General features: G+C 62.4%; 27 protein-coding genes. 22 read left to right on the top strand and 5 right to left on the bottom strand.

Translation table 11 applies throughout. The features are described 5' to 3' along the window. The first annotated feature begins 96 nt into the window (after positions 1-96). The 7 genes from ACOYNB_RS11525 to ACOYNB_RS11495 all read left to right on the top strand — a co-directional run bounded on the left by ACOYNB_RS11525 (position 97) and on the right by ACOYNB_RS11495 (position 4,376). The gene (locus tag ACOYNB_RS11525; protein ID WP_422839210.1) at positions 97-660 is read left to right on the top strand and encodes a hypothetical protein; all 564 of its coding nucleotides are present in this window, start codon (positions 97-99) and stop codon (positions 658-660) included. A gap of 138 nt (positions 661-798) precedes the next feature. After that, positions 799-1,335 (top strand): hypothetical protein, encoded by a 537-nt coding sequence (locus ACOYNB_RS11520; RefSeq protein ID WP_422839209.1) that lies wholly within the window; start codon positions 799-801, stop codon positions 1,333-1,335. Beyond that, complete coding sequence (locus ACOYNB_RS11515; protein ID WP_422839208.1) at positions 1,332-2,306, top strand: ATP-grasp fold amidoligase family protein; 975 nt, start codon at positions 1,332-1,334, stop codon at positions 2,304-2,306. Before ACOYNB_RS11520 ends, ACOYNB_RS11515 begins: the two co-directional genes overlap by 4 nt. Positions 2,307-2,458: 152 nt before the next feature. Next, positions 2,459-2,854, top strand: coding sequence for an alternative ribosome rescue aminoacyl-tRNA hydrolase ArfB (arfB, locus tag ACOYNB_RS11510; protein WP_422839207.1), 396 nt, complete (start codon positions 2,459-2,461; stop codon positions 2,852-2,854). Then, positions 2,851-3,384, top strand: a complete 534-nt coding sequence (locus ACOYNB_RS11505; RefSeq protein ID WP_422839206.1) for a DinB family protein — start codon at positions 2,851-2,853, stop codon at positions 3,382-3,384. The genes arfB and ACOYNB_RS11505 overlap by 4 nt, the downstream gene beginning before the upstream one ends. An 81-nt stretch (positions 3,385-3,465) precedes the next feature. After that, positions 3,466-3,828, top strand: coding sequence for a tetratricopeptide repeat protein (locus tag ACOYNB_RS11500; protein WP_422839205.1), 363 nt, complete (start codon positions 3,466-3,468; stop codon positions 3,826-3,828). Between the two features lie 11 nt (positions 3,829-3,839). Then, positions 3,840-4,376 (top strand): hypothetical protein, encoded by a 537-nt coding sequence (locus ACOYNB_RS11495; protein WP_422839204.1) that lies wholly within the window; start codon positions 3,840-3,842, stop codon positions 4,374-4,376. Between the two features lie 79 nt (positions 4,377-4,455). Here the strand turns inward: ACOYNB_RS11495 and ACOYNB_RS11490 are convergent, their stop codons facing one another. The 3 genes from ACOYNB_RS11490 to ACOYNB_RS11480 form a co-directional block, all read right to left on the bottom strand. Next, a complete protein-coding gene (locus tag ACOYNB_RS11490; protein ID WP_422839203.1) occupies positions 4,456-5,094 on the bottom strand; it encodes a DUF642 domain-containing protein in 639 nt (212 codons plus the stop codon). Positions 5,095-5,317: 223 nt separating this feature from the next. Next, the gene (locus tag ACOYNB_RS11485) at positions 5,318-5,941 is read right to left on the bottom strand and encodes a DUF642 domain-containing protein (protein WP_422839202.1); all 624 of its coding nucleotides are present in this window, start codon (positions 5,939-5,941) and stop codon (positions 5,318-5,320) included. A gap of 131 nt (positions 5,942-6,072) precedes the next feature. Continuing rightward, positions 6,073-6,714, bottom strand: a complete 642-nt coding sequence (locus tag ACOYNB_RS11480) for an FABP family protein (RefSeq protein WP_422839201.1) — start codon at positions 6,712-6,714, stop codon at positions 6,073-6,075. Between the two features lie 111 nt (positions 6,715-6,825). Between ACOYNB_RS11480 and hypB the strand changes: the two genes are divergently transcribed. From hypB to ACOYNB_RS11410, 14 genes are all read left to right on the top strand, one after another. After that, positions 6,826-7,551: a hydrogenase nickel incorporation protein HypB gene (gene hypB / locus ACOYNB_RS11475; RefSeq protein ID WP_422839200.1), complete on the top strand. Its 726-nt coding sequence runs from the start codon at positions 6,826-6,828 to the stop codon at positions 7,549-7,551. Continuing rightward, on the top strand, positions 7,521-9,923 hold the full coding sequence (hypF, locus tag ACOYNB_RS11470) for a carbamoyltransferase HypF (protein ID WP_422839199.1): 2,403 nt from the start codon (positions 7,521-7,523) through the stop codon (positions 9,921-9,923). The genes hypB and hypF overlap by 31 nt, the downstream gene beginning before the upstream one ends. A gap of 18 nt (positions 9,924-9,941) precedes the next feature. Next, positions 9,942-10,181 (top strand): HypC/HybG/HupF family hydrogenase formation chaperone, encoded by a 240-nt coding sequence (locus tag ACOYNB_RS11465; protein WP_422839198.1) that lies wholly within the window; start codon positions 9,942-9,944, stop codon positions 10,179-10,181. Beyond that, the gene (gene hypD, locus ACOYNB_RS11460; protein ID WP_422839197.1) at positions 10,178-11,305 is read left to right on the top strand and encodes a hydrogenase formation protein HypD; all 1,128 of its coding nucleotides are present in this window, start codon (positions 10,178-10,180) and stop codon (positions 11,303-11,305) included. The genes ACOYNB_RS11465 and hypD overlap by 4 nt, the downstream gene beginning before the upstream one ends. Then, positions 11,302-12,375: a hydrogenase expression/formation protein HypE gene (gene hypE, locus ACOYNB_RS11455; RefSeq protein WP_422839196.1), complete on the top strand. Its 1,074-nt coding sequence runs from the start codon at positions 11,302-11,304 to the stop codon at positions 12,373-12,375. The genes hypD and hypE overlap by 4 nt, the downstream gene beginning before the upstream one ends. A gap of 27 nt (positions 12,376-12,402) precedes the next feature. Continuing rightward, positions 12,403-14,145 (top strand): NAD(P)H-dependent oxidoreductase subunit E, encoded by a 1,743-nt coding sequence (locus tag ACOYNB_RS11450; protein ID WP_422839195.1) that lies wholly within the window; start codon positions 12,403-12,405, stop codon positions 14,143-14,145. After that, positions 14,142-14,861, top strand: coding sequence for a 2Fe-2S iron-sulfur cluster-binding protein (locus ACOYNB_RS11445; protein ID WP_422839194.1), 720 nt, complete (start codon positions 14,142-14,144; stop codon positions 14,859-14,861). Before ACOYNB_RS11450 ends, ACOYNB_RS11445 begins: the two co-directional genes overlap by 4 nt. After that, positions 14,861-15,406: an NADP oxidoreductase gene (locus tag ACOYNB_RS11440; RefSeq protein ID WP_422839193.1), complete on the top strand. Its 546-nt coding sequence runs from the start codon at positions 14,861-14,863 to the stop codon at positions 15,404-15,406. The genes ACOYNB_RS11445 and ACOYNB_RS11440 overlap by 1 nt, the downstream gene beginning before the upstream one ends. 6 nt (positions 15,407-15,412) lie before the next feature. Next, positions 15,413-16,951 (top strand): Ni/Fe hydrogenase subunit alpha, encoded by a 1,539-nt coding sequence (locus tag ACOYNB_RS11435; RefSeq protein WP_422839192.1) that lies wholly within the window; start codon positions 15,413-15,415, stop codon positions 16,949-16,951. Next, positions 16,948-17,472, top strand: coding sequence for a hydrogenase maturation protease (locus tag ACOYNB_RS11430; protein ID WP_422839191.1), 525 nt, complete (start codon positions 16,948-16,950; stop codon positions 17,470-17,472). Before ACOYNB_RS11435 ends, ACOYNB_RS11430 begins: the two co-directional genes overlap by 4 nt. Next, a complete protein-coding gene (locus tag ACOYNB_RS11425; RefSeq protein WP_422839190.1) occupies positions 17,465-17,806 on the top strand; it encodes a hydrogenase maturation nickel metallochaperone HypA in 342 nt (113 codons plus the stop codon). The genes ACOYNB_RS11430 and ACOYNB_RS11425 overlap by 8 nt, the downstream gene beginning before the upstream one ends. A 103-nt stretch (positions 17,807-17,909) precedes the next feature. Then, a complete protein-coding gene (locus tag ACOYNB_RS11420) occupies positions 17,910-19,460 on the top strand; it encodes a DUF4118 domain-containing protein (RefSeq protein WP_422839189.1) in 1,551 nt (516 codons plus the stop codon). Beyond that, complete coding sequence (kdpE, locus tag ACOYNB_RS11415) at positions 19,457-20,155, top strand: two-component system response regulator KdpE (protein WP_422839188.1); 699 nt, start codon at positions 19,457-19,459, stop codon at positions 20,153-20,155. The genes ACOYNB_RS11420 and kdpE overlap by 4 nt, the downstream gene beginning before the upstream one ends. Positions 20,156-20,160: 5 nt before the next feature. Continuing rightward, positions 20,161-22,074, top strand: a complete 1,914-nt coding sequence (locus ACOYNB_RS11410; protein WP_422839187.1) for a potassium transporter Kup — start codon at positions 20,161-20,163, stop codon at positions 22,072-22,074. On the opposite strand, the gene ACOYNB_RS11405 is transcribed toward ACOYNB_RS11410, so the two are convergent. Next, a complete protein-coding gene (locus ACOYNB_RS11405) occupies positions 22,064-23,548 on the bottom strand; it encodes a cytochrome P450 (protein ID WP_422839186.1) in 1,485 nt (494 codons plus the stop codon). The genes ACOYNB_RS11410 and ACOYNB_RS11405 overlap by 11 nt on opposite strands. A 97-nt stretch (positions 23,549-23,645) precedes the next feature. Here ACOYNB_RS11405 and ACOYNB_RS11400 point away from each other — a divergent pair, with 97 nt between their 5' ends. Beyond that, entirely contained in the window at positions 23,646-24,683 is a 1,038-nt protein-coding gene (locus tag ACOYNB_RS11400; protein ID WP_422839185.1) for an AraC family transcriptional regulator ligand-binding domain-containing protein, read from the top strand. Here the strand turns inward: ACOYNB_RS11400 and ACOYNB_RS11395 are convergent. Continuing rightward, on the bottom strand, positions 24,646-25,377 hold the full coding sequence (locus ACOYNB_RS11395; RefSeq protein ID WP_422839184.1) for an SGNH/GDSL hydrolase family protein: 732 nt from the start codon (positions 25,375-25,377) through the stop codon (positions 24,646-24,648). The genes ACOYNB_RS11400 and ACOYNB_RS11395 overlap by 38 nt on opposite strands. Positions 25,378-25,387 lie beyond the last annotated feature (10 nt).

The following is a 25,387-nucleotide window of genomic DNA, read 5'->3' as shown; positions in this document are numbered from 1 at the left end:
CCAAGCTCACCCTTGGCTAGTTCGGGACGGGGAAGTCCCTTTCATTCGTTAGGCCCCCACCAAAGTAGCAAGCCCATCGTTCCCACAGAGATACACATGGCATCATCAACCGAAAGCCCATTCGTTGGCATAGCTCTTGAGGTGGCAACGGCAAATCTGAAGCATCCGCTGTCAATAGCTCGTAGTCGACCGCTGCTTTATGAGCTTAAGGTCTCCGACATGCTGGAGGTTATGCAGCCTTCGCAAGTCAAAAAGCCAAAGCGTGGGAGCTCTGCATTCGAGACTGACCTCTGCGTGTTCGAGGAAGTGGCTGAAGGCGTGCACATCCCACGTGTCGTCATTGAATTCAAAACTGGCATCACCACGCACGACATCCTCACCTACAGCGCAAAGGCTGAGAGACACAAGCGCATTTATCCATACCTGCGTTACGGCATGCTCTCTTCTAGCGAAAAGTCCATCCCTGGCCGAGCATTCACACACAACGAGTCACTGGACTTTTTCTTTGCGGTCAACGGCCTTGAGCATGAGCAGTTCGAATCAGAGTTCTTGTCTCTGCTGGACGCCGAGATTCAAGCATCCAAGCTTTTGCAAGCTATTTCTTATGGGAAGCTCAGTACACGCTTGTTCCGCACTGAACCCATTGCTCAACGTGCCTAACTGGGCGTTGCACACGGACGCGAAGCTTGCCTGACTTTTATGGACATTCAGACCTAACGGAGAATGTCCCCTATAGCAAAAACCGGCCCCAAACTCGTCAACCGATACTCGGATGACTTCAAGCTCAAGGCTGTCGCCATGACTACCCATTCATCCGCCAAAGTCTTGCTCGCCACCTTGCTGACACTGGGCCTTTCAGGGTGCGGCGAGATCTACCGGTACTTCAGGAGCGGCGAGGTCGGGTGGGCGCTTAAACAAGAACTGCGTGACAGAAACGTTGAAAAAATTTCGCTCGCAAAACTGACTCGATTTGCGTGGGACGAGCTGTTTCTATTCGGCCCCTATGAGCCTGAGAGTGACGTTTGCAAAACACTCAGGCTATCGCCGGCTGATTGCAAATCAGCAATCAAAGCAACCTCGACCGATGACGGTGAATTGCTGCTGGTCTTCAGGCGCCACGGCGCGATCGTTCACAGCGAAATACACATACGTTGGCATGGCGATTTCTCGCCCATCCCCGAGGCACCGCTAACACCTGAAACCGCCGTGTTCTCCGTCGTCGTTCAAGGCAAAGGTGCATCCGGCGAAGACTGGCTTGTCTTACGCCCTGTATCTGTACAGAGTCCCGGCACGTTAAAAAATAGTCCCGCGTCACGTCAACCTGACTACTCATGACCTTCAAAGAAAAGTTTCGACTGGTGCGATCTGGCGCGTATTTCGAAGCCCGCCGACAACTCAAGCAGCTTCGCTCCGGCCCACAGTCGCCGTGGCAGCGTGCATGCCGCCCCGGTCACATGCGTGGCATTGACTACTACGGCAAACGTCAGTTGATCTGGGTGGTGGCAAATGCCATGCAGCGATATCGACGTAGTTTTGGTTGTTACCCAAACATGGCTCACCCGACCACGTTCAATGACAAGATCATGTGGTTGAAGTTCTTTGGTGAGTTGCGGGTCCCCGAAAGCGGCAACAAGCTGGCCACCGCATCATTCATCCCGCCCTCGCTGACCGAGCGCCTCACATGCGCACCGCTCGCGTGGCAAGGGGGCGCACCGTCTTTGCCGCTCAATGACGCATTGCCAGAGGGTGTGTATTACCTGAAGGCAACGCACGGTAGCGGCATGTTTGAGCGGCTTTGCTATCCGCTTGATGCTGAACGGCGCGCTCAACTGGAGTCCATGGCCGCTCGTTGGCTAGCGCATCCGTTTGGCGTTGAAGATGGTGAGTGGTGGTACAACACCTTTGCACCGCAGTTGATCCTGGAACGTAGCGTCACGGGCGACGAAGATTCGATTTCCTGGAACTTCTATGTGGTCAATGGGCAGGTCCCCATGGTTGGTCTGTTTCTCAAATCTGCCAAGACTGGAGAAGAGTTCTCGACATGGCTGGGTGCTGACTTGAAACCTCTTCCCTGGCAACACACCCTGCCAGAAGTACCGGGCTACGTCATCGGACCACAGCAACATGAGATGCTGAGCTTTGCTCTGGAGATCGCGAAGCCGTTTTCCGCCGTACGCGTCGATTTCTTGCAAGGATCGGACGGAAAAACTTATCTTTGCGAGCTCACCTTCTCTCCTGGCAACGCCATGACTTGGCGGCCACCAGAAGTAGATTCACTGCTATCCACGCCGTGGACAGAACTGTGATTCACTGAAGAACATCGATGCCCCACCGTTCTGGCGCAGAATCTTGAGCCATCAACACCGATAGGAAACAAGAAGAGCAAGAAGGGCAAGTGGTCATTCAAGAAGTACGACTACCAGCCCGAGTTCAAGGGCGGCAATTACGGTTTTGACCAGTGCACTCAAAAATAATTCGCGAAGTGGAGTTCAGTGCCGTTCGCTCGCAAGGGCCGGGCGGTCAGAACGTCAACAAGGTGTCCAGCGCGATTCATTTGCGCTTTGACATCCATCGATCTTCCTTGCCTCAGGCCGTGAAAGAGCGGCTGTTGCAAATGCAGGATCAGCGCATCACCAAAGATGGTGTGGTGGTAATCAAGGCACAGTCATCACGCAGTCGAGACCAGAACAAGGCCGAGGCGCTGACGCGCTTGCAAGAGTTGATTGCAGAGGCATCGTTCACGCACCCACCTCGTCGCCCGACCAAGCCGACCTTTGCCTCGAAACAGCGGCGACTGGAGGGCAAGTCGATCCGGTCCGGCATCAAATCAGGCCGAGGCAAGGTTCAGCTATGAGTGCGGCGTACTTCTCTCATCTTGCGTCCTACAACCAGTGGATGAACCGCAAGCTGTACAACGCGGCGGCCGTCTTGTCAGACGAGCAGTTGCATGCAGACAAGGGCGCGTTCTTTCACTCCATCTTTGGCACGCTGAATCATCTGGTGGTCGCCGATGTCTTGTGGTTGAAGCGCATCGCAGCGCATCCTGCCGGATTCACGTCGTTGGCCGGCATGGCCGTCATCCCACTGCCCGCGGCGCTGGACCAGCCTCTGTGTGCATCACTGCCCGATCTGACGGACCTGCGCGCCAGTCTGGATGAGATGCTTCACGCGTTTTGCGCAGAGGTCACGACTGAATGTCTGGATGCGCCTTTTGACTATGCATCGACCAAAGGGGTGAAGGGCCGCAAGCGCCTGGGTGAGGTGCTGCTGCATGTCTTCAATCATCAGACACATCACCGCGGGCAAGTGACCACCCTGCTCTCACAAATGGGCATCGACATTGGGGCAACAGACCTGATTTTGCTGATGCCGAACGTGCCATGATGAGAGGCCGCATGGCACTGTGAATCAACTTGTGGAGAGCTGCCTGCAATGTCTGAGCTTGAACAAAGTACCCCGGAGATCTTGAGCGTTCCCCTTTGGGTGAAGGCGATGGTGGCGGTGGGAGGCGTGCTGTTTGTACTGCAATTGCCTGGCTTCAAAGCTTCACTGATCGACGCTGTCGACAAGAGCCGGGCTGAATCGGCTTTTGATCATGCTGACTTCAGCAAGGCCATTGCGCTCTATGCGAGCCTGCACGCCAAGTACCCAGAGGAGTTGTCGTTCACACGGAAGCTGGGCTTTGCCTATTACCAGTCGGGACAATACCCAGCCGCCCTTCAAACCTTTGACCAATTGGTTGGCAAAACCATGGCCAAGGACGAAGTGACCAAGATCGAAGCCGCTGTCGCAGACATGGCCAAGAAGTTGAACCTCGACAGCAAGTAATTGGAGCCGCCATGTTCTTTCTTCCCGGCCCGATCATTTCGGCGTTGACGTTTCCTGGTGTGGTGGTTCATGAGTTGGCCCACCAACTGTTTTGTCGCTGGTTCAAGATTCCTGTTTACGAGGTGTGCTACTTCCGATTCGGCAACCCGGCGGGATATGTGGTGCACGCCAAGCCCAGCAAGTGGGGGCACAGTGTGTTGATCAGCGCGGGCCCGTTTTTCATCAACTCGCTTCTGGGGGCCTTGCTGTCGCTGCCGTCTGCATTGCGTGTGTTTGAGTTCAACGGGGCGTCGTCTGTCCTGGATGGCGTGTTGATCTGGCTGGGTGTCTCCATTGCCATGCATGCCATTCCCAGCACAGGTGATGCCAAGTCCATGTGGCAGGCCGTTTCAGGCCACAACGCCTCGTGGCTGGCCAAAGCCCTGGTGGCGCCCATCGTTGGGCTGATTTTTGTGCTGGCGGTGGGGTCGGTCGTGTGGCTGGACCTGATCTATGGTGTGGGTGTCAGTTTGGCCATTCCCAAAGTGTTGGTCGCCATGTTGAGCTGAGCGACACACCGCCATCAACGGCGCGCTGACCGGAGAGGCATTCCAGCACGAGAAGCACAAGCTGCTGTGACGACCCGCTTCAGCGGGGCTTACGACGACTCATCAGGCCCATGGCGACCAAGCCAGCCAACAGCATGCTGATGGATGTGGGTTCGGGAACACTGGTCTGAGTGACGCTGATGTTGTCCAGCGATGTACCCAAGCCGTCGCTCTTCCCCAGTCCCGCAAAGCTCAACGCCGTGCTGGTGCTGGTTGCAACAAAGCTGGTGGTGAAGTTCACCCAGATGTTGTCGGCCGTTGCATTGATCACTTGCTTGGCCAAAGTGCCGGAGTAAGTATCAACGGTGCCAGACTCTGAACCAACAAGCCATTGGAGACCCAAGCTGTTACCCAAGACACCCGGGCGGCTGGCGTACCAAAAACTCAGCGTGTAGGTTTCTCCCACGACCGTGTTGAGCCGTTGGCTGATCGTGGTGTTCTTCGAGCTGTCGAGTTCTGCGAACACGGCACCACTTTCTGCCGCACCGACCAAGTCGTTTCGCAATTCAACGGTCGACTTCTTGCCTGCGATCGTCCAGCCCGCCAAAGAAGACACTGAGGCAAAACTTCCGCTGGCAACCGAACTGGTTTCGAATGAACCATTGGTCACCAACTCTGTCGCAGCTTGTGCAGCAGTTGAGCCCAACAGGGCGGCAAGCAACAGGGCGCGGAACTTCATGATCTCTCCTAGACTGACATGGCCTGCATCGACACAGCCACACTACATTCTGTAACCGGCGCCTAGGGTTTACTCGCAAATTCGGCCATGCGGACGCCAGCAAGCCGGAAAAATTGCCAACAATTCACGCTCAACGTGCGCACAGGCAGACACATCAACGAAAAAGGCGCCCGAAGGCGCCTGTGCAGTAACGGGATGGCTTAACGCTATCCGTTTCGGCCGATCAGCTGGAACGACGACGCTTCATGGCGCCCAACATCAGCAAACCCGCGCCCATCAGCGCATAGGAAGAAGGTTCCGGCACCGAAGCTGCCTTCACGCTGACGTTGTCCAGCGAGGTGCCCAAAGAATCGCTCTTGCCAATGGCGGCAAAGCTCAATGTGGTCGACAAGCTGTTAGCGACGAACGTGGTCGTGAAGTTCTGCCAAACGTTGTTGCCGGTGGTGTTGACCGCGCCGGAGGTGTCAACCGAACCGGTCAGGCTACCCACGTCCCACTGAATGCCCTGGCTGCTCAGCGCGACGTTTACACGGCTGGAGTACCAGAAGCTCAGTGTGTAGACCTGCCCAATGGTGGTGGCCAAAGTCTGGCTGATGGAAACGTTGGTGTTGCCATCCAGTTCAGCGTACATCACGCCGTCTTGCGCCGAGCCGGCCACGTTGTTACGCAACTCGACCTTGCCATCGCCACCGGAAACCGTCCAGCCAGTCAGGCTGGTGAACAGGCTCCAAGTGCCGTTGGACAGTTGATTGGATTCGAACGAACCATTGGTCACCAAATCGGAACCTGCGGCAAAAGCCGTCGACGAGGCCAACAGCATCGCCGCCACGACGGATGTCTTTTTCATCATCACTCCCAAATACTTCATACAAACTGCTTACATCTTAGGCGGAACAGCAACATCTTGTTACCCCCAACCTAGGTGAAGCTCTCTGGACTTTTTGCCGCGAATCGAGGTCAGCTACCACATCGTAAAAATCAGGTGCGTTTCGCCAGCGCCAGCGGATTGGGCGTGGGCTCAGCCACTTTGGTCAAGGTGTTGCCATCTCGGTGGTGAAACAGTTCGGTCTGGCCTTTGATGTCCAGCACGGTGTCTTCGTCGTAGGACCAGGTGCCGTCGTCGTGGATCGTCACCTCGATGTGGAACGCGACCGTCTTGAAGGCGTATTCGAGGAAAGGCAAAGAAGAGATGCCGTTTTCGGTGCTGCCGCGACGTGCTTCCAGCTTGAACGACTTGGCATCGGGGGCTGCTTTGCCCATGGCCACCACAGCCTGCCCGCGGGGAATGGTCAGGGTGTGCACAACCGTGCCGGTGGCGGGCTCCCACAGCCAGTAGCCGACCTGTTCGTGATAGGTTTTGACCTGCTCGGGCTTGGTCACGTGGGTGCGGTAGCGCAGCCCGTAGAGAAGCTGCGGGCCGTTGGTCACCGGGTCGATGGGTTGCAACTCCATGCGCTCGACGTAGGCCTGTTTGCGAGCGCCATCCACCTTGGGTTTGACATCGAGGCCACGCACACCTTCCCACACCCCGGCCATCGGCGCCAAAGGCCCGAGGTTTTGGAGGGTGTCGACATCCTGGTCTTTGGGCTCGGTGTAGATGTCTGAGGGAAAGCTGCTCATGGGTGCGCTGGCGTCGGGCCGTAGGGGAAAGACAAGCTGAAATCCTAGCGTCAAACCGTCATCAAGCTGAGATACTGTCTTGCGATTCCTTCAGAAATTCAGGACGTTTTCATGTGTACCGTTTGCGGCTGCGAGTCCCACCACACGCACGATCATGCTCACCACGGTGAGGGGCTGCACACCCGCGTGCTTCAGCTGGAACAAGACATCCTGGCTGGCAACCAGCACATGGCCGACCATGTGCGCGAACACTTGGCGGGCGAGCACACGCTGGTGCTGAATCTGGTGTCGAGCCCCGGCTCGGGCAAAACCACCTTGTTGGTAGAAACCGTGACACGGCTGAAAGCCGCCCAAGTCCCGGTGGCGGTGATCGAGGGGGATCAGCAAACCAGCTTTGATGCCGAACGTATCCGCTCCACGGGTGTACCTGCTGTGCAGATCAACACGGGCAAGGGGTGCCACCTGGACGCTCGACAGGTGCACGATGCGCTGCACGAGTTACCCGCTCTGCCTCACGGTGTGTTGATGATTGAGAACGTGGGCAACCTGGTGTGCCCAGCAGGTTTTGATCTGGGTGAACGCGCCAAGGTGCTGGTGTTTTCGGTGACCGAGGGTGAAGACAAGCCCTTGAAGTACCCGGACATGTTTCAGGCGGCGGGCCTGATCCTGCTGAACAAGTGCGACCTACTGCCCTATCTGAGCTTTGACGTGGACAAAGCTGTGGGTTTCATTCGGCAGGTCAACCCGGATGCGCTGGTGATGCAAGTGTCTGCCACAACGGGCGCGGGCTTCGAGGACTGGATGGCGTGGCTTCGACAACAGTGCGCCGCGAGCTGACGCTACGCGGCCAAGTGCAGGGGGTGGGATGTCGCCCCTGGATCTGGCGCGAGGCCACGCAACGCGGCCTGAGCGGCTGGGTGCAGAACACGCCCGACGGGGTGCGCGTGAGCCTGTGCGGCCCGGCGCAACAGGTCGACGACTTGGTGGCTGCTTTGTGGCAGATGCCGTCGCCTGCACGGGTCACGCACATGGTGCCCTGTGAGCCTGGCCTCAACGACACCATGCAGGCCCCTGGCGCCCCCTTTGAGATTCGCCCCAGCGTGACGCACCTGGCGCAACGCCATCCACAGGCCTTGTGGGGGCCGGATCTGGGCGTGTGCCCGTCGTGCCTGGCGGAGTTGTGCAACCCCGCGAGCCGCCGCTGGCGCCATCCCTTCATCCATTGCCCACAATGCGGCCCGCGCTACACGCTGACGCGCACCCTGCCCTTTGACCGGGCCCAGACCAGCATGGCGGGATTCGGCCTCTGCCCGGCATGCCAGAACGAATACGACACCCCCGCTGACCGGCGGTTTCACGACCAGACGCAGTGCTGCCCTCAGTGCGGACCACAGTTGCAGCTTTGGGACCGGCAGGGGGCGCCTCAAGCCGGAGACGCGATCGCCAACACCTTGGCGCGCTTGCTGGCGGGGCAGATCGTGGCCATCAAAGGCGTGGGGGGATTCCATCTGTGTTGCGATGCCCGCCAGAGCGACGCTGTGGCTCGCCTGCGGACGCTGAAACGGCGGCCCAACCAACCCTTGGCCGTGATGGTGGCCAACCCGGCGTCTGCGCAGCAATGGGCGCACCTGTCTGGCGACGAAGTGCGATGGCTGACGGCGCCCGAGCGGCCCATTGTGTTGGTGTCACAAAGCGATGCCGCGAAGCAGCACCTGCCCGGCGTCGCCCCGCACCTGGCCTGGCTGGGTGTGATGCTGCCGTACACCCCACTGCACCACCTGCTGTTTCACGAAGCCGCCGGACGACCCGATGGCACTGCTTGGCTGGATCACGCCCACCCGCTGACCTTGGTGATGACCAGCGGCAACGCAGCGGGCGAGCCCTTGGTGATCGACGATGACGACGCGTGGCAGCAACTGGCCCCCATGGCCGACGCATTGCTGATGCACGACCGCACCATCCTGGCACGCAACGACGACTCGGTGATGCGCGTGCGTCCCGATGGCAGCGCCTGCTGGTTGCGACGCGGGCGTGGCTGGGCACCTTTGCCCTCGCCGCTGGGCCCCGCTGTGGCGGGCGCCCCCCACAGCGTGCTGGCCCTGGGTGCCGAGCTCAAAGCCACCGTCTGCCTGACCCAAGCGGATGAACACGATGCCGTGGGGGCATTTGTGTCACCCCACGTTGGCAACCTGCATGGCGCGGGCACCCGCGCCGCCCTGAGCAAGTTGGTGCAGAACTGGTTGGCACAACGGCACGCCCAACCAGCGGCAATCGCTTGCGATCTGCACCCGGACTTTTTCAGTACGCGGCTGGCAGCGCAACTGGCCCACACGCAGTCGACCACGGCCACGCCATTGCCGGTGATCCCCGTGGCCCACCATCACGCCCATGTGGCCACCGTTCTGGCCGAGCAGGCGGCCGACGCACGCAGCCACGAGCCGGTCCTGGGCCTCGCGCTCGACGGACATGGACTGGGGCCAGATGGTCAGGCTTGGGGGGGCGAGTTGCTGCGTGTGCACGCTGCGCACTGCGAACGGCTGGGCCACCTGCACCCTTTGCTGTTGCCCGGCGGTGACCGTGCGACCCGCGAACCCTGGCGTGTGGCCGCTGCCGTGCTGCATCAACTGGACCGCGGCGACGAGATCACAGCCCGCTGGCCGCACCAACCCCATGCGGCGATGCTTCAGTCGTGGCTGCAAACAGCCCTACAGCCCGCCACCACCAGCATGGGGCGCCTGTTCGATGCCGCCGCTGCCCTGCTCGGCCTGCTGGACATCAACGATCACGAGGCCGATGCCGCCATGCGGCTGGAAAGTCTGGCCAGCACCGCATGGCCTCACCGTGCGCCCCTCCCCGCCACGACGTGCACAGCGCTGGACAGCCCACCGCCCGCCACGCTGGACTGGCGTCCGCTGATGCACGACCTGCTGAGGCATACCACGCAAGCGGGCCGCGCACCTGCCGCCGCCCGCTTCCACGCCACGCTGGCGCGTGAACTGGCCCATTGGGTGAGTGCCCATGCACGAGCACAGGCACTGCGCATCGTGGTGCTCAGCGGCGGCTGCATGGCCAATCGTCTGCTGGATGATGCGCTGACGCAGCACCTGCATGCACAGGGGCTCGAAGTCTGGCGTGCCGCGCACTATCCTTGTGGTGATGGCGGCATCAGCCTGGGCCAAGCCTGGGTGGCGCACCACACCTTGCTCTAACCGCGTCATGCCTTTGCCATGTGTCTAGCCCTGCCCGCCCTTGTTGTTGATGTGAGCCCTTCCGGTGACGGGGTGGTCAGCTTGGGCGGACTGCGTAAGCAGGTGTCCTTCGCCTTGCTGGATGAGGTGCAGGTAGGGGACTACGTGATCGTGCATGTGGGCTATGCCCTGTCCCGACTGGACCCCGACGAGGCTGAGCAGACGCTGGCCACTTTTGCCCAACTGCAGGCCCATCACGCGCAGACCGACACGCCATGAAATACGTGACCGACTTCCGGGACCCGGTGCTGGCCCGTCGGCTCGCCGAGGCCATTGCGCAAGCGTGCCAGCCGGGTCGCACCTATCGTTTCATGGAGTTTTGCGGCGGCCACACGCATGCGCTGGCTCGCTATGGGGTGCTGGACTTGTTGCCGCCTGCCGTGCACATGATTCACGGCCCCGGCTGCCCGGTGTGCGTCTTGCCGGTGGGGCGCATTGATCAGGCCATTGCGGCGGGCAAGCTGCCCTCGGTGATCCTGGCCAGCTATGGCGACACCTTGCGTGTGCCCGGCTCGCATCAACTCAGTCTGCTCAAGGCGCGTGCGCAAGGGGCGGATGTGCGCATCGTCTATGCCGTGGACGATGCCTTGCAACTGGCACGCGCGCACCCCGACCGCGAAGTCGTGTTTCTGGCCATCGGCTTTGAAACGACCACCCCACCCACGGCCGTGGCCCTGATGACGGCCCGGGCAGAAGGCTTGCGCAACTTCAGCGTGTTGTGCAACCACGTGCTCACGCCCGCAGCGATGCACGCCATCCTGGCCCAGCCTGAACCCGTGGCCCTCGACGGGCTGGTGGGGCCCGCGCACGTATCGACCATCATTGGCACGCAGCCGTACGAGGTCTTTGCGCGCGAGCATGGCCTGCCTGTGGTGGTGGCTGGCTTCGAACCGCTGGACATCATGCAGGCGATTCTGATGCTGATCCGGCAAGTCAACGAGGGCCGTGCCGAGGTTGAAAACGAATTTGCCCGCGCGGTGCAAGCCCAGGGCAACCTCAAGGCTCAGGCCTTGGTGGCGCAGGTGTTCACGGTGCGCGACCGCTTTGCCTGGCGGGGGCTGGGTGAGTTGCCGCACAGCGCCCTGTGCCTGCGGCCTGAATGGGCCGACCTGGACGCCGAGCACCGCTTCAGTCTGCCCGCCGCCATGGTGCCCGACCATCCACAATGCCTGTGCGGACCCATCTTGCGCGGCCAGCGCCAGCCCACCGACTGCAAGCTGTTTGGCAGCGTCTGCACCCCCGACAGCCCCATGGGGGCCTGCATGGTCAGCTCGGAAGGTGCTTGCGCCGCACACTACGCCTACGGGCGCCACCGCGCCCCCTCGCCCGCTCCCGCGCCATGAGTTCCGCCAAACCCCACTATCTGCGCCCGCTGGACAAACGCCACGGCCGCATCGACCTCACCCACGGTGCCGGCGGCCGCGCCACGCATCAACTGATTGCCGAGGTCTTTGCGCCAGCCTTTGCGTCACCCGACGCGCCCCATATCGACACCGGTGACGACGGCGTGGTGCTACCCAGCACCGCCCATCTGCCTGCAGGACACCGGTTGGTCATGTCGACCGATGGGCATGTGGTGTCACCCTTGTTTTTTCCGGGTGGCAACATCGGGCAACTGGCAGTGCACGGCACGGTCAACGACCTGGCCATGATGGGCGCCACCCCGCTGTACCTGACCGTGAGCTTTGTGCTGGAAGAAGGCCTGCTCCTGGCAGATCTGGTCCGGATTGCCAACGCGCTCGGCCAGGCTGCGCGCGAGGCCGGTGTCACCGTGGTGGCCGGCGACACCAAGGTGGTCGAACGCGGCAAGGGCGACGGTTGCTACATCAGCACCGCAGGCGTGGGCTGGGTGGCCCCCGGTGTGCACCTGTCTGGCCGACTGGCCCGCCCTGGCGATGCCATCCTGCTGTCTGGCAGCATGGGCGAGCACGGCTTGGCCGTGATGAGCCAACGGCAAGGCCTGCACTTCGATGCCCCCATCCTGTCGGACACCGCTGCCTTGCACGGCTTGGTGCAAACGATGCTGACCAGCGGCGCCCAACTGCGCACCCTGCGCGACCCGACCCGGGGCGGCGTGGCCACCAGCCTCAATGAGGTGGCGATGGCATCGGGCGTGGGCATGATGCTCGACGAAGCGGCCCTGCCCGTTCAAGCTGCCGTGCAAGCCGGATGCGAGTTGCTGGGGCTGGACCCGCTCTATCTGGCCAACGAAGGCAAGTTACTGGCGGTGTGTGCTGCAGACGATGCCGAGGCGTTGCTGGCCGTGATGCGCGCCCATCCACAAGGCCGCGATGCGGTCCGTATTGGAACCGTCACACAAGACGCGCAACATGGCGTCCAGATGCGGACAGCCTTTGGTGGATGCCGTATGCTGGACTGGCTGATGGGTGACCCTTTGCCACGCATCTGCTGACCTTGGCTGAACCTTTTTGATGCGCCCATGACGCCCTCCCCGGATCTCAGCGACATCCTGGCCACCTGGCCAGCCAGCCCGCAGAACCTGCTGCAGGTGCTGCGCGCCATTCAGGCACGCTACGGGCATGTGCCTGCGGCCGCCATTGACACACTGGTACAGCGGTGGGGGCTGAGTTATGCCGCCGTGCGCAGCGTGATCAGCTTCTATCACTTCCTCAGTCTGACACCGCGTGGCCGCTACACGGTGTACCTGAGCGACAGCGTCACCGACCGCATGCTGGGCAATGAAGCCTTGCTGGCCCGCTTGTGCCAACGCCTGGGGGTGGCCGAGGGCATCACCCGGGCCGATGGCTTGGTTTCGGTGCACCGCACCTCGTGTACCGGCTTGTGTGACCAAGGCCCGGCCGGCTTGATCAACGGACGCCCCTTGGTGCTGCTGACCCCTCGTCGGGTCGATGAAATGGCCGACCTGATCCTGAGCGAGACCCCGCTGGACATCTGGCCGGCAGACTTTTTTGCGGTTCACAACCCGGTCTGGCGTCACAGCCTGACCCTGAGCCACCCTATCGCGCCCGGCACCGGCCTGCACGCCATGCGCGAGCGCGGGCCAGACGGCATGGTCAACGAGTTGAAAGCCGCCGGCCTGCGCGGACGCGGCGGCGCAGGTTTTGCCACCTGGATGAAGTGGCAGGCTTGCCGCAACGCCCCCGGCCCACGCGCGATCACCTGCAACGCCGATGAGGGCGAGCCCGGCACCTTCAAGGACCGCATGCTGCTGATGCAATGGGCCCACGAGGTATTTGAGGGCATGACCATTGCCGCCCTCACCGTGGGTGCAACGCAGGGCTTTTTGTATGTGCGGGGCGAGTACGAATTCATTGCGCCCCATTTGCGCCATGTGCTGGCCTTGCGGCACGAAGCCGGCTGGCTGGGGCCCAATGTGGCAGGCAGCGGCCAGGCGTTTGACATTGCGCTGCACCTGGGGGCGGGCGCCTATGTGTGCGGCGAAGAAACGGCCCTGATCGAATCGGTGGAAGGCAAGCGCGGCATCCCCCGCACCCGTCCCCCCTTCCCGGTCGACCGGGGTTACCTCGGACTGCCCACGGTCAACAACAACGTGGAAACGTTTGTGCAAGTGGCCCAAATTGCCGTGCATGGCGGCCAGTGGTTTGCCGCACACGGCACCGAACAGTCGCGCGGCACCCGCATCCTGAGCGTGGCAGGTGACGTCGCCCGGCCCGGCATGTACGAAATCCCCTGGGGCGTGAGCGTCGCAGACGTCCTGCAAGACGCTGGAGCCGAAGATGTGCAGGCCGTGCTGGTCGGCGGGCCGTCTGGCAAGCTGATTGATGCCAGCCAGTTGCAACGCCAGATCAGCTTTGAAGACCTGCCCACTGGTGGCGCCTTCACCGTGTTCAATCAGCGCCGAGACATGGTGGACGTGGCCCGGCAGTACACGCATTTCTTTGCCAACGAGTCGTGCGGCTTCTGCACGCCCTGCCGCGTGGGTTGCACGCAGTTGGTCGACACAGCCGACCGCCTCATGGCCGGCCATGCAGGACCTGCCGACATGGCGCGGTTGCGCGAAACCGGCCAGATCATGCAACGCCTGAGTCACTGCGGGTTGGGACAAACGGCCGCACACCCCTTGCTGGATGTGCTGGCCCATTTCCCTGATCACATCGCGCGCAAGCTCGTGCCCGATGCACAGGCTTTCGACTTGGACGCTGCCTGTGTGGACATGCATCACCTGGAGGTCCGCCCATGAGCGACACCCCCACCACCCCGCTCAGCACCTTCTTGCTGGATGGGCGCCCCATTCCGTTCAAGCCTGGCCAGACCATCATGCAGGCTGCGCAAGACGCCGGGGTGTACATCCCGCACTTGTGTCACCACCGCGATTTCGACCCCATCGGCAGTTGCAAGGTGTGCAGCGTGCGCATCAACGGTCGCATGATGGCCTCGTGCACCTTGCCTGCCAGCGCGGGCCTCGTGGTGGAATCTGAAGCGGCTGACATCAACCACGACCGCCAGCGTCTGACCCAGATGCTGTTCGTCGAAGGCAACCACCATTGCCCGTTTTGCGAAAAAAGCGGCAACTGCCACCTGCAGGCCGTGGCCTATCACCTCGAGATGCAAGACACGCACTATGTGCATGCCTATCCGCACCACGAGGTCGATGCCTCGCACCCCGATGTCATGCTGGACCGCAGCCGTTGCATCTTGTGCGAGTTGTGCGTGCGTGCAAGCCGTGAGGTGGATGGCAAAAACGTCTTCACCATCGGTGGCCGGGGCGCGCACACCACGCTGATGGTCAACAGCGCCAGCGGGCAGTTGAAAGACAGCGATGTGACCGTGACCGACCGCGCCGTGCACATCTGCCCCGTGGGTGCCTTGATGCCCAAGCGTCAGGGCTTTGTGATCCCCATTGGCCAACGCCCATACGACACGGTCGACATCGCCCAACGCCCGGAGGACAGCTGATGACGCCCCGCAAGCTGCGCATTGCCACCTGTTCGCTGGCGGGCTGCTTTGGTTGCCACATGTCATTTCTGGACGTGGACGAAGCGCTGGCCGACCTCATTGAGCACATCGAGTTTGACCGCAGTCCGCTGACCGACATCAAGCACGTCAGCGAAGCTGGCGTGGACATTGGCCTCATTGAAGGCGGCCTGTGCAACAAGGAAAACGTGGAGGTGCTGCGCGAGTTCCGCGCCCGCTGCACCACCCTGGTCGCGGTGGGCGCCTGCGCCATGTATGGCGGGGTACCAGCGCTGCGCAATGGCATCCCGGTGGCGGAACTGGTGGCCGAGGCGTATCTGGGCGCCGACCTGCACAACCCGCAAGTCCCCTGCGACCCCGAGCTGCCCCCCTTGTTGCAAAAGGTGCTGCCCCTGCACGAAGTGGTCCCCATTGATGTGACGCTGGCAGGTTGCCCGCCGCCTGCGGCCGCCTTCCGCGAGCTCATCCTCGCGGCACTGGCGAAGCGTGACGCTGTGATCCCTCGCCCTGACCGACATTTCGACTGAGCCGCCATGTCCCATCCTCTCGAAACCGCATCTGACCCCGCTGGTCTCAACCGGGTGGTCATCGAGCCCGTGAGCCGCGTGGAAGGCCACGGCAAGGTAACCCTGCTGCTCGACGAACACCGCAAGGTGCATCAGGCACGGCTGCACATTGTCGAGTTCCGTGGCTTTGAGCGCTTCATTCAGGGCCGCCCCTACTGGGAGGTGCCCACGCTGGTGCAACGCCTGTGCGGCATCTGCCCGGTCAGCCATCTGCTCGCTGCCAGCAAGGCCTGCGATGCCTTTGTGATCGGCAACGGCCGTATCACCCCCACCGCTGAAAAACTGCGTCGCTTGCTGCATTTTGCGCAAGTGCTGCAGTCCAACGCGCTGCACTTCTTTCATCTGGCCTCGCCAGACCTGCTGTTCGGCTTTGACGATGCGGTGGCGCACCGCAACATCGTCGGCGTTCTGCAAGACGAGCGGGAGTTAGGGCTACAAGGCATCCGCATCCGCAAGTACGGCCAACAGGTCATCCAGATCCTCACGGGCAAACGGGTGCATGGCACGGGCTCAGTGCCCGGTGGCTTCAACAAGGCCTTGTCGCGCGAAGACCGTGACCGCATGCGCGCCGACATCGACCAGATCACGCAGTGGTGTGTCAGCGCCCTGACCCTGGCACGCGACTTGTTCCTGGCCGGTCAACCCGAGCAGGGGCGCTTTGCCAATTTCCCATCGGGCTTCATGTCCTTGGTGCGCCCAGACGGGGCCGCCGACCTGTACGACGGGGCCTTGCGGGTGAAAGATGCGCAGGGGCAACTCATCGTCGATCAGGTGGACGTGCATGACTACCAGCAGCTCATCGTCGAGGAGGTCAAGCCCTGGACCTACATGAAGTTCCCGCACCTGCGAGCGCTGGGGCCTGAGCATGGCTGGTACCGTGTCGGCCCCATGGCACGGGTCAACAACGCCAGCTACTTCGACACCCCGCTGGCTGAAGCTGCCCGTGTGGAGTTCATGGCATGGGGCGACGGCAAGCCCGTTGGGGCGTCGCTGGCCCAGCACTGGGCACGCCTGATCGACACGCTGCATTGCGCCGAAGGCATTGCCCGCCTGCTGGATGACCCCGACATCTGTGGCACCGACCTCATGGCATCGGGCACGCCCCTGCGCGAAGGCATTGGCGTGATCGAGGCACCACGCGGCACCTTGCTGCACCACTACCGTGTGGGCGACGATGACCTGATCGAGTACGCCAACCTCATTGTCTCGACTACGCACAACAACACAGCCATGAACGAAGCCGTGCGCAGCGTGGCCGCCCAGTACTTTGATGGCCGCGAGATCACCGAAGGTTTGCTCAACCACATCGAAGTGGCCATCCGGGCCTACGACCCTTGCCTGTCGTGTGCCACCCATGCGGTCGGCAAGATGCCACTGCGCGTTGAAGTGCTTGCGGCCGATGGTTCGCTGGCCGACGTGCTGCTGAAACACGAAGACGGCACGCTGGAGCGACCCGATGTGAACGCACAGACCGTGGCCAGCAACTGGCCCCCCACCGCAGAATGAGCACCATCGGCCTCATCGACACCGACGATGACGAGATGCCCTGCGACTGGGGCACCACCCTCATCGTGACTGTGGGCAATCCCAGCCGGGGTGACGATGCCGTAGGCCCGCTGTTTGCTGAACGCCTGAGTGCTTGGTTGGACGGTGAGGGCTACCACCATCATTGGGACCTCGCCATCGTCAGCGACCAGCAACTCATGGTCGAGCACGCCTACGACCTCCGCTGGCGCGACCGCGTGCTGTTCATCGATGCCGCAGCCCGCCAGTCCCAGCCGGTACAGTGGCGCCGCATCCGTGCAGCACGATCAGGGCCCGCACTCAGCAGTCATCAATGCACGCCAGGCCAGCTGTTGCACCTGTGTGCCCACACCCTGAAGCAACGCACGCCCCGTGCCTGGCTCCTGTCTCTGCGCGGTGAGAACTTTGAACTGGGCGCCCCATTGTCGGACGCCATGCAACAAGCCATGACGCAGGCCTGGCCCGAGATCCTCCACTGGATTGCCCCGCCACACCATGCATGAAGCCGCCTTGGCCATGGAGGTGGTCGCGCTATTGGAGCGTCAGCACCATCACCTGTCCCGCATCACCCGCATCGAAATCGACATCGGCGCCCTGAGTTGCGTGGACGACAGCGCCCTGCGCACCGCCTTGCTCACGGCGCTGCCCGGCACGCTGGCCGATGGCGCCGAGTTGTGCCTGCACCCTGTGGCAGCCCAGGCGCGGTGCATGGCCTGCGGCGCGCACTTCACCCCGCCCGATCGGATCGAACCTTGCCCCCACTGCGGTTCGGCACGCAAGCAATGGCTCGCCGGCGAATCACTCACCTTGCGCAGCATTGAGGGCACCCCGCGCTAGGGCTCGGGCATTTACGCCTTTTTTACGCCATCGCTGCCAGAATTTTCAGCATTGAGAGGGCGCGTCGCGCAGACTGCCATCGTGACAGCTCTCCTGGTCATCCATGCTGAATCCCATCTCACCCACGCCCGCCGTTTCTGCCCACACGCTGGGGCCCGCGTTGCGCTACGTCCTGGCCGCATTGGCTTGCGGGCTCACCACCGTGCTCACCATGCCGCTGCACGACTGGCTGGAGCCGGTCAACGCCGTCATGCTGTTTTTGCTCACCGTCGTCATGACGGCCACCTGGCTGGGTCGCGGCCCCGCCGTCATGGCCTCGTTTTTGAGCGTCGGGTTGTTTGACTTCTTTTACGTCCCACCCCGCTTCTCGTTCGCGGTCAGTGACATTCAGTACCTCTTGACCTTCATGGTGATGCTGACGGTCGCCCTCCTGATCGGTCACCTCACCAACGCCATGCGCCAACGCGCCGAGGAGGCGCAGCAAGCCGCGCAACGTTCGGAAGCCCTGCATCAGCTGGCTCGCCAGTTGGCTGGTGCGCTGACCGTCGACCAGGTGATCGCGGATGTGGAAACCTTTCTGACGCAACAACTTCAAGCCAAGCTGCGTTTGTGGCTGCCTGACGAACACGAACAACTCCACTTGGCGTGTGGCCAGACCAGTCAGGTCAACTACCTGCTGCGCTTGGCAGACTCCATCACGCGCGGCCCGGAGCGTGCACACCGCATGGCCGACGAAAACGGGCACCACCTGTTGTTGCCCTTGATTGGTTCAACCCGGCGGCGCGGCGTCATGGCCGTCACCGTCGACAGCGGTACGGCACTGACCCAGCACGCTGGCTTGCTGGAAGGCCTGGCGTCCTTGGCCACAACCGCGCTGGAGCGGCTGCATTTCGTGGACGTGGCGTATCGCTCCGAACTGGCCGTCCACAACGAGCGTTTGCGCAACTCTATCCTGTCTGCCCTGTCGCATGACATCCGTACCCCCTTGACCTCTCTGGTCGGCATGGCCGAAACACTGGCCATGCAACCCGAGACGCGCACGGGCGTGGCCCACGACCTGGCAGAGGATCTGCGCGACCAAGCCCTGCGTCTGCACCGCATGGTCAACAACCTGCTGGACATGGCTCGCCTGCAAAGCCGCCAGCAGCAAGGTGGCCTGCCGCTCAAGCGAGAGTGGCAACCCATTGAAGAAGTCATCGGTGCCAGCATTCAGTTGCTGGGATCCGCGTTGGCGGGCCACCCCATCCGCACCCACATTCCTGCCGACTTGCCCCTGGTGCAACTCGACGCCGTCTTGATGGAGCGCGTCTTTGGCAATCTGCTGGAAAACGCCATCAAGTACGCCCCCGCACACGCTGCCATCGACATTCACGTTCAGTCGCAAGACGACCTGCTGCACGTCTACGTCCACAACGAGGGCGACGGCTTTCCGCCCGATCGACTGACGTCTGTGTTCGAGCTGTTTGAGCGAGGTCACCCTGAAAGTGCGGTGCCCGGCATGGGCCTCGGCCTGGCCATTGCACGACTGATCGTGGACGCGCACGGCGGGCAGATCGAAGCCGTCAACCCACCAGAGGGTGGTGCCACCGTGCACTTCCATCTGCCACTGGGCACCCCACCAGAGATCGAACCCGAAGCGGAGGTCCGCGCATGACCACGCCCTCCCCTACTGTTTTGCTGGTCGAAGACGACCCACACATCCGCCGCTTTGTGCGTACCGCGCTCGAATCCGATGGCTGCCGGGTCGCGGAGAGCAGCACCGTGCAACAAGGTCTGATCGAAGCGGGCACACGCAAACCTGATCTGGTCATCCTGGACTTGGGCCTTCCTGACGGAGACGGACGCACCTTTGTGTCCGACCTGCGAAACTGGTCGGGCATGCCCATTCTGGTGTTGTCGGCACGCGCCGCCGAAGAGGACAAGATCGACGTGCTCGACGCCGGGGCCGATGACTACCTCACCAAGCCGTTCTCGGTAGGCGAGTTGCTGGCTCGCGTTCGAGCCATGCTGCGCCGCGCCCGCCAAGGCACCACCATCGAGTCCCCCGATGTCCACTTTGGTCGCATCAAGGTCGACCTCGTACGGCGTCAGGTCAGCCGTGACGGTCATGCCGTGCACCTCACCCCCATCGAGTACCGCTTGTTGTGTGTCTTGTTGGCCCATGCCGGCAAGGTCATGACCCACCGGCAACTGCTGCGCGAAGTGTGGGGCCCCTCTTATGCCGACAGCAGCCACTACCTGCGCATTTATGTCGGCCACCTGCGCCACAAGCTGGAAGACGACCCCAGCCAGCCTCGCCACTTTCTGACCGAAGTGGGTGTGGGCTACCGATTTCAAACTGGAGAGTGACCTTCATGTCCGCCACCACCTCACCACCCGCTGCCGTTCAAGCGGGTCCCTCACATGCGCACGGTAACACCCCACTGGCTGCCTTGACGCTGGCCGCGCTGGGCGTGGTCTTTGGTGACATCGGCACCAGCCCGCTTTACGCATTCAAAGAGGCCTTCACCGGGCACCACGCTTTGCCCGCAACGCCGGAACACATCCTGGCCACATTGTCTGCACTGCTATGGGCGGTGCTGCTCATCGTGTCGGTCAAGTATGTGTGGATTGTGCTGAAGCACGACAACGATGGTGAAGGGGGGGTGTTGGCCCTCACTGCACTGGCGCACCGCATGGCCGGCGACCACTCGCGCCGAGCCTGGTTGGTCATCGGGGCAGGCGTGTTTGCCGCCGCGCTCTTTTATGGCGACGCCATCATCACGCCCGCCATCTCCGTGCTGTCTGCGGTCGAGGGCATCAGCGTGGCCACGCCGCGGTTTGAGCACGCCATCGTGCCCATCACCATCGTCATCCTGATCGGCCTGTTCCTCATTCAAAAGAACGGAACGGGCAGCGTCGGTATCTTCTTTGGCCCTATCACCATTGTGTGGTTCCTGTCTCTTGCTGCAGTGGGAGCCATCAGCATCGCCAAAACCCCCGAGGTTCTGCAAGCGCTCAGTCCGCTCCATGCCTTGCGCTTTGCCATTCAAGAACCCAGTGCAGCCTTTCTGCTTCTGTCCGCGGTCTTTCTGGCCTTGACCGGGGGCGAGGCGCTCTACGCCGACATGGGCCACTTCGGCCGCCGTGCTGTGCGTCTGGCTTGGTACGGTCTCGTCTTTCCCTGCCTGATCATCAACTACTTCGGCCAGGGCGCCCTTGTTTTGCGAGACCCTTCTGCGGTCAGTAACCCCTTCTTCCTGTTGGTTCCGGAAAGCCTGCGCCTGTCCATGGTGGTTCTCGCCACGGCGGCCACCGTCATTGCGTCGCAGGCCACGATTTCCGGCGCGTACTCACTCACTCTGCAAGCCAGCCGCCTGGGCTACCTGCCCCGCATCCGAATCCTGCACACCTCTGACCGTGAACAAGGCCAGATCTATGTGCCGAGCGTGAACTGGTGGATGCTGCTGGGTGTCATCGCACTGGTGCTAGCGTTCGGATCCTCCGGCGCACTGGCCGCGGCCTATGGCATTGCCGTGTCCGGCACGATGATCATCACCACGCTGCTGACCCTGATCGTTACGCGACTGAGCAAGGCCCGTGGTCGCCATGTGCTCATGACCGTGCTGATCCTGTTTGCTGCGCTTGAATTCTTCTTCTTTGCGTCCAACCTGGCCAAGCTACTGCAAGGTGGCTGGTTCCCCCTGATGATGGGCGCCATGCTGTTCCTGATGTTGACCACCTGGAAGGAAGGCAGCAGGCTCGTGGCCGAGCAACGTCGCCGCATCGACATCCCGATGGACGACTTCATCAACGGCCCGTTGCCTGATGTGCCACGTGTGGCAGGCACGGCGGTGTACCTGACCTCCGACACCGGCATCGTGCCCAGCGCGCTGTTTCACAATCTCAAGCACTTCAAGGTGATGCACGAGCAGACCGTATTCCTGCATGTGATCAACGAGAACGTGCCTTACATCCAGCCCAACGAGCGATTGGTGTTGAAGCATCTCTCGGATCAGGTCTGGGAGCTCAGCGTGCGATTTGGCTTCCGTGAAGAGCCCGACATCCCTGCTGCGCTTCAGACGCTGCAAGACACCACACTGCACCTGGATGCCATGAGCACCACTTATTTTGTGGCGCGCTCAACCGTGGTCGATGGCCCCGGCAACCTGCCTGCCTGGCGATGTGCGCTGTACAGCTGGATGACGCGCCAAGCCGAAGGGGCAGCAACCTACTATCGCCTGCCGCCCAACCAAGTGGTCGAGCTCGGCACACAGGTCATGCTCTGAGGCGCAAGCGCATCGTCACCCCTTCTGGCACCATGGTCAGATCCAGGTGTTCGCAGGCCTCTCGGCCATCGGGCGTGTCCACACTGATCACGTCAAAAGATTTCAGCAGCATGGCCGCCGCCAGCTTGATTTCCAGCATGGCCAGGTAGCGCCCCGGGCAAATGCGGGGCCCTGCCCCAAACGGCATGGCCACCCGTCGTGCATGGTCGGGCACCAAGCCACCGCCGTCGCCCAACCAGCGCTCGGGCCGGAAGTCCTGTGCATGAGGAAACATGCCCTCGCGCACCCCATCCTGGCGCATCAACAGCATCACGGCGGTCCCTGCGGGCAGGTGCACGCCTGCCAGTTCCGTGTCCTGCACCGCTTCCAGCACATTCACGGGCCCCACTGGCTTGAGCCGCATGGTTTCGTGGATACACGCCTCCAGCCAGTCCAGCCTCGCCAAGTCGTCCACCTGCCATGTCGCCAGTGGTCCCAGCACGCGGTCCACCTCATCGCGCGCACGCTGACAGGCCACCGGGTGCCGGCTCAGCAAATAAATCATCCATGACAGGCTGGTCGCCGTGGTGTCTTCCCCTGCCAGCAGCATCGTGAACACATTGCCCGCCACATCCGTGTCTCGCATGCCGGAGCCGGGCTCGTCGGCGGCCACCAGCATGGCTTCCAGCAAGTTGGGTGGGGCAACTCGCCGTGCCGGGTCTTGCAAGCGTACCCGCGCATCTCGCATGAAGACGGCAATCGCCGCATTGACCGCGCGCACGCTGTGCGACAAAGCCCGGTCACGCGGCAAACGTACCCAACGCCAGTAAGGCACCAAGGCATTCAACCGCTGCCACAAGGCCGGGAAGATCCGGTCCAGGTGCTGTTGAATCACATCCCCGTCGGACGACAGCGTGTCCACCTCCACGCCAAACGCCAAGCCCGACACCGCATCCACCGTGAAGCGCATCAGGTCCGCCTGCAAGTCAATCGGCATCTGCTGATCGGCCGCATGCTGCCAGCGCGCATGCAAGCGCGAGGTCACCTGCCGCAGCGCCGGGAAGTAATGCCGAATCTGGTTCGGCGCAAAGCTGCCCATCACCATGCGCCGCTGCTGAAGCCAATGAGCGCCCTCGGCCAGAAACACCCCATCGGCAATGCCCATCTCTCGCACAATGGCCTGCATCCGCGATGGGCGACGAAATTGTTCCGGACGCGCCTTCAACGCCGCCGCAATCACGGCATGGTCGCTGACCACCATCATCTCCATGCCCGCCAGATCCACGCGCATCAGCGGCCCATACAGTCGAGACCACGCTTCCAGCTGCTGATGCACGCGATGGCGGTCCACCTGCAGGCTGTTGCCCACCCACGGCCACGCACGCGGCCCGGGCAAGTCCCGCAAGGAACGGGACGACGAAGCGGTGGCAGAGTTCGCACTGGCCGCAGCGGGGCCAAAGCGCGTCAGGAAGGTCGAGCGGAGAAAGTGTTTCATGCCCGCCACCTTAAAGACGGCTTTACTTCCCGTCATTGACCGATGGCACCAGTGCATTGGCCGCAGGCACCACGCGCCTGCACTACCATCCCCCGTGATGCACGACACCCCTCCCACCCTTGGCTTCAACAGCAACTACGCACGGCTGGTGGTTGACCACGTGCGCGCCTGCGACCTCGATCCTCAGCCTGTTCTGAGCGCATTGGGCCTGCCAGAATCAGACAGCGAACCCGGCCCGCAATGGGTGCCCTGCGCCCGACTGGCCGAAGCACTGCATCGCGCCGCTGCGCTGTGCAAGGACCCCCACATCGGGCTGAGCGTAGGTCAGCAGGTACGCCCCGCCAACATGGGCAGCCTGGGCTACGCCCTCATCAGTTGCCGCCGACTCGAAGACGGTCTGGCCCAATACGAGCGCATGCAATCGCTGGTCTGCACCGAGATTCAGGCCGAGCACCGACTCAAAGGCGAGTGGTTGGAGAACCGCCTGACCGGCATGGGCGACGTCCCGCGCGACACCCATCTCTGGACCTTCGCCATGGTGTCTCGCCTCGCCTTTGTCCGATGGGTGGCCGGCCGCCGACTGGCGCCCTCTCAAACCTGGCTCCCCTGCCCGCCCCCGCTCGATCCACAACCTTTGCTGGACTATGTCGGTGGCCCCATCGACTTCGACGCACCTTTTGGTGGCGAGCGCGTGCCCGCCATCTGGCTGCAACTGCCCAACCCCCATGCCGATGCCCACCTGCATCAACTCATGTCGGCGCTGACCGACCAACAATGGGCCCAGCACCGGCAAGATCAGGCCCAATTGCATGCGGTGCTGCGACAACTCATTGCGCAAGCCTTGCAGCAAGGCACAGTTCCGTTGCTCGACAAGCTAGGCCCCGAAGTCGAAGCCCGGCTCGGCTTGTCAGCCCGCCAAATCCAGCGTCGACTCGCCGACGATGGTCAGAGCTTCAAGGAATTGATGGAACAGGTGCGTCGCGAACAGGTGCTCCACGACCTGCGCCACACCCCGCTGCCATTGCAAGAGGTAGCACAACGCGCCGCCTACTCGGAACTCAGCGCCCTGTACCGCGCCGTCAAACGCTGGACCGGGCTCACGCCCGTGGCCATTCGGCAAGCCGCTGCGCGATGAGCTCCGCCAAGGCTTGCCCCCACGCGGCATAGGCCAGCGGCCCTGGATGGAAGCCATCGGTGGCCATGTACCGCAGATCCATCGGAAAGTTCACATCGGCCACCACGCAGTCATCGTGCCGCGCCACCCAGGTGCGCAGTGCCTGTTCCAATCGGCGAGCACATCGCCCCAGATACCAGCGCAGCGGCTGCGGCAAAGCCGGAAAATGGTGCACAGGCGGCAGCGCCGACCACACCAGACAGGATGCGCCATGCCGCTGTCGCAACTGGGTCCGCAAGGTCGACAGCCCGTCTAGCCAGGCTGACAAACGCGTCATGCCCGTGGCATCGTTGACACCCACCGCCACCACCACCACATCCCATGGCTTGGGCGGCAGCAGGCGAACTGCCGCCATCACATCTTTGATCTGATGCCCGGTGCAGGCCTGCAACGACCACTGCACCGCAAAGCAAGGCGCCAGCGCGCGGCTCAACTGGCCGCTCAGGGCCTCATCCTGATGAGCGGCCCCCACGCCCGCAGCAGACGAGTCCCCGAGGATCAGCACCCGCAACGGCCGCCCCCGCCCAATGACACCCTCCCGAGGGCCATCAGGCTCCGGCAAAACCGGCGTCATGCGCCGCACCCATCGGCCTTGCGCCAACAGGCACGGTGCCAGCACCAGTGTGATCAAGCCGTGCGTCAGCCGATGCAACACGGGTGCACGC

It is taken from the genome of Aquabacterium sp. (genome assembly GCF_049317225.1).
Classification (GTDB): domain Bacteria; phylum Pseudomonadota; class Gammaproteobacteria; order Burkholderiales; family Burkholderiaceae_C; genus Aquabacterium.
This window is presented reverse-complemented; position numbering and strand designations above follow the sequence as displayed.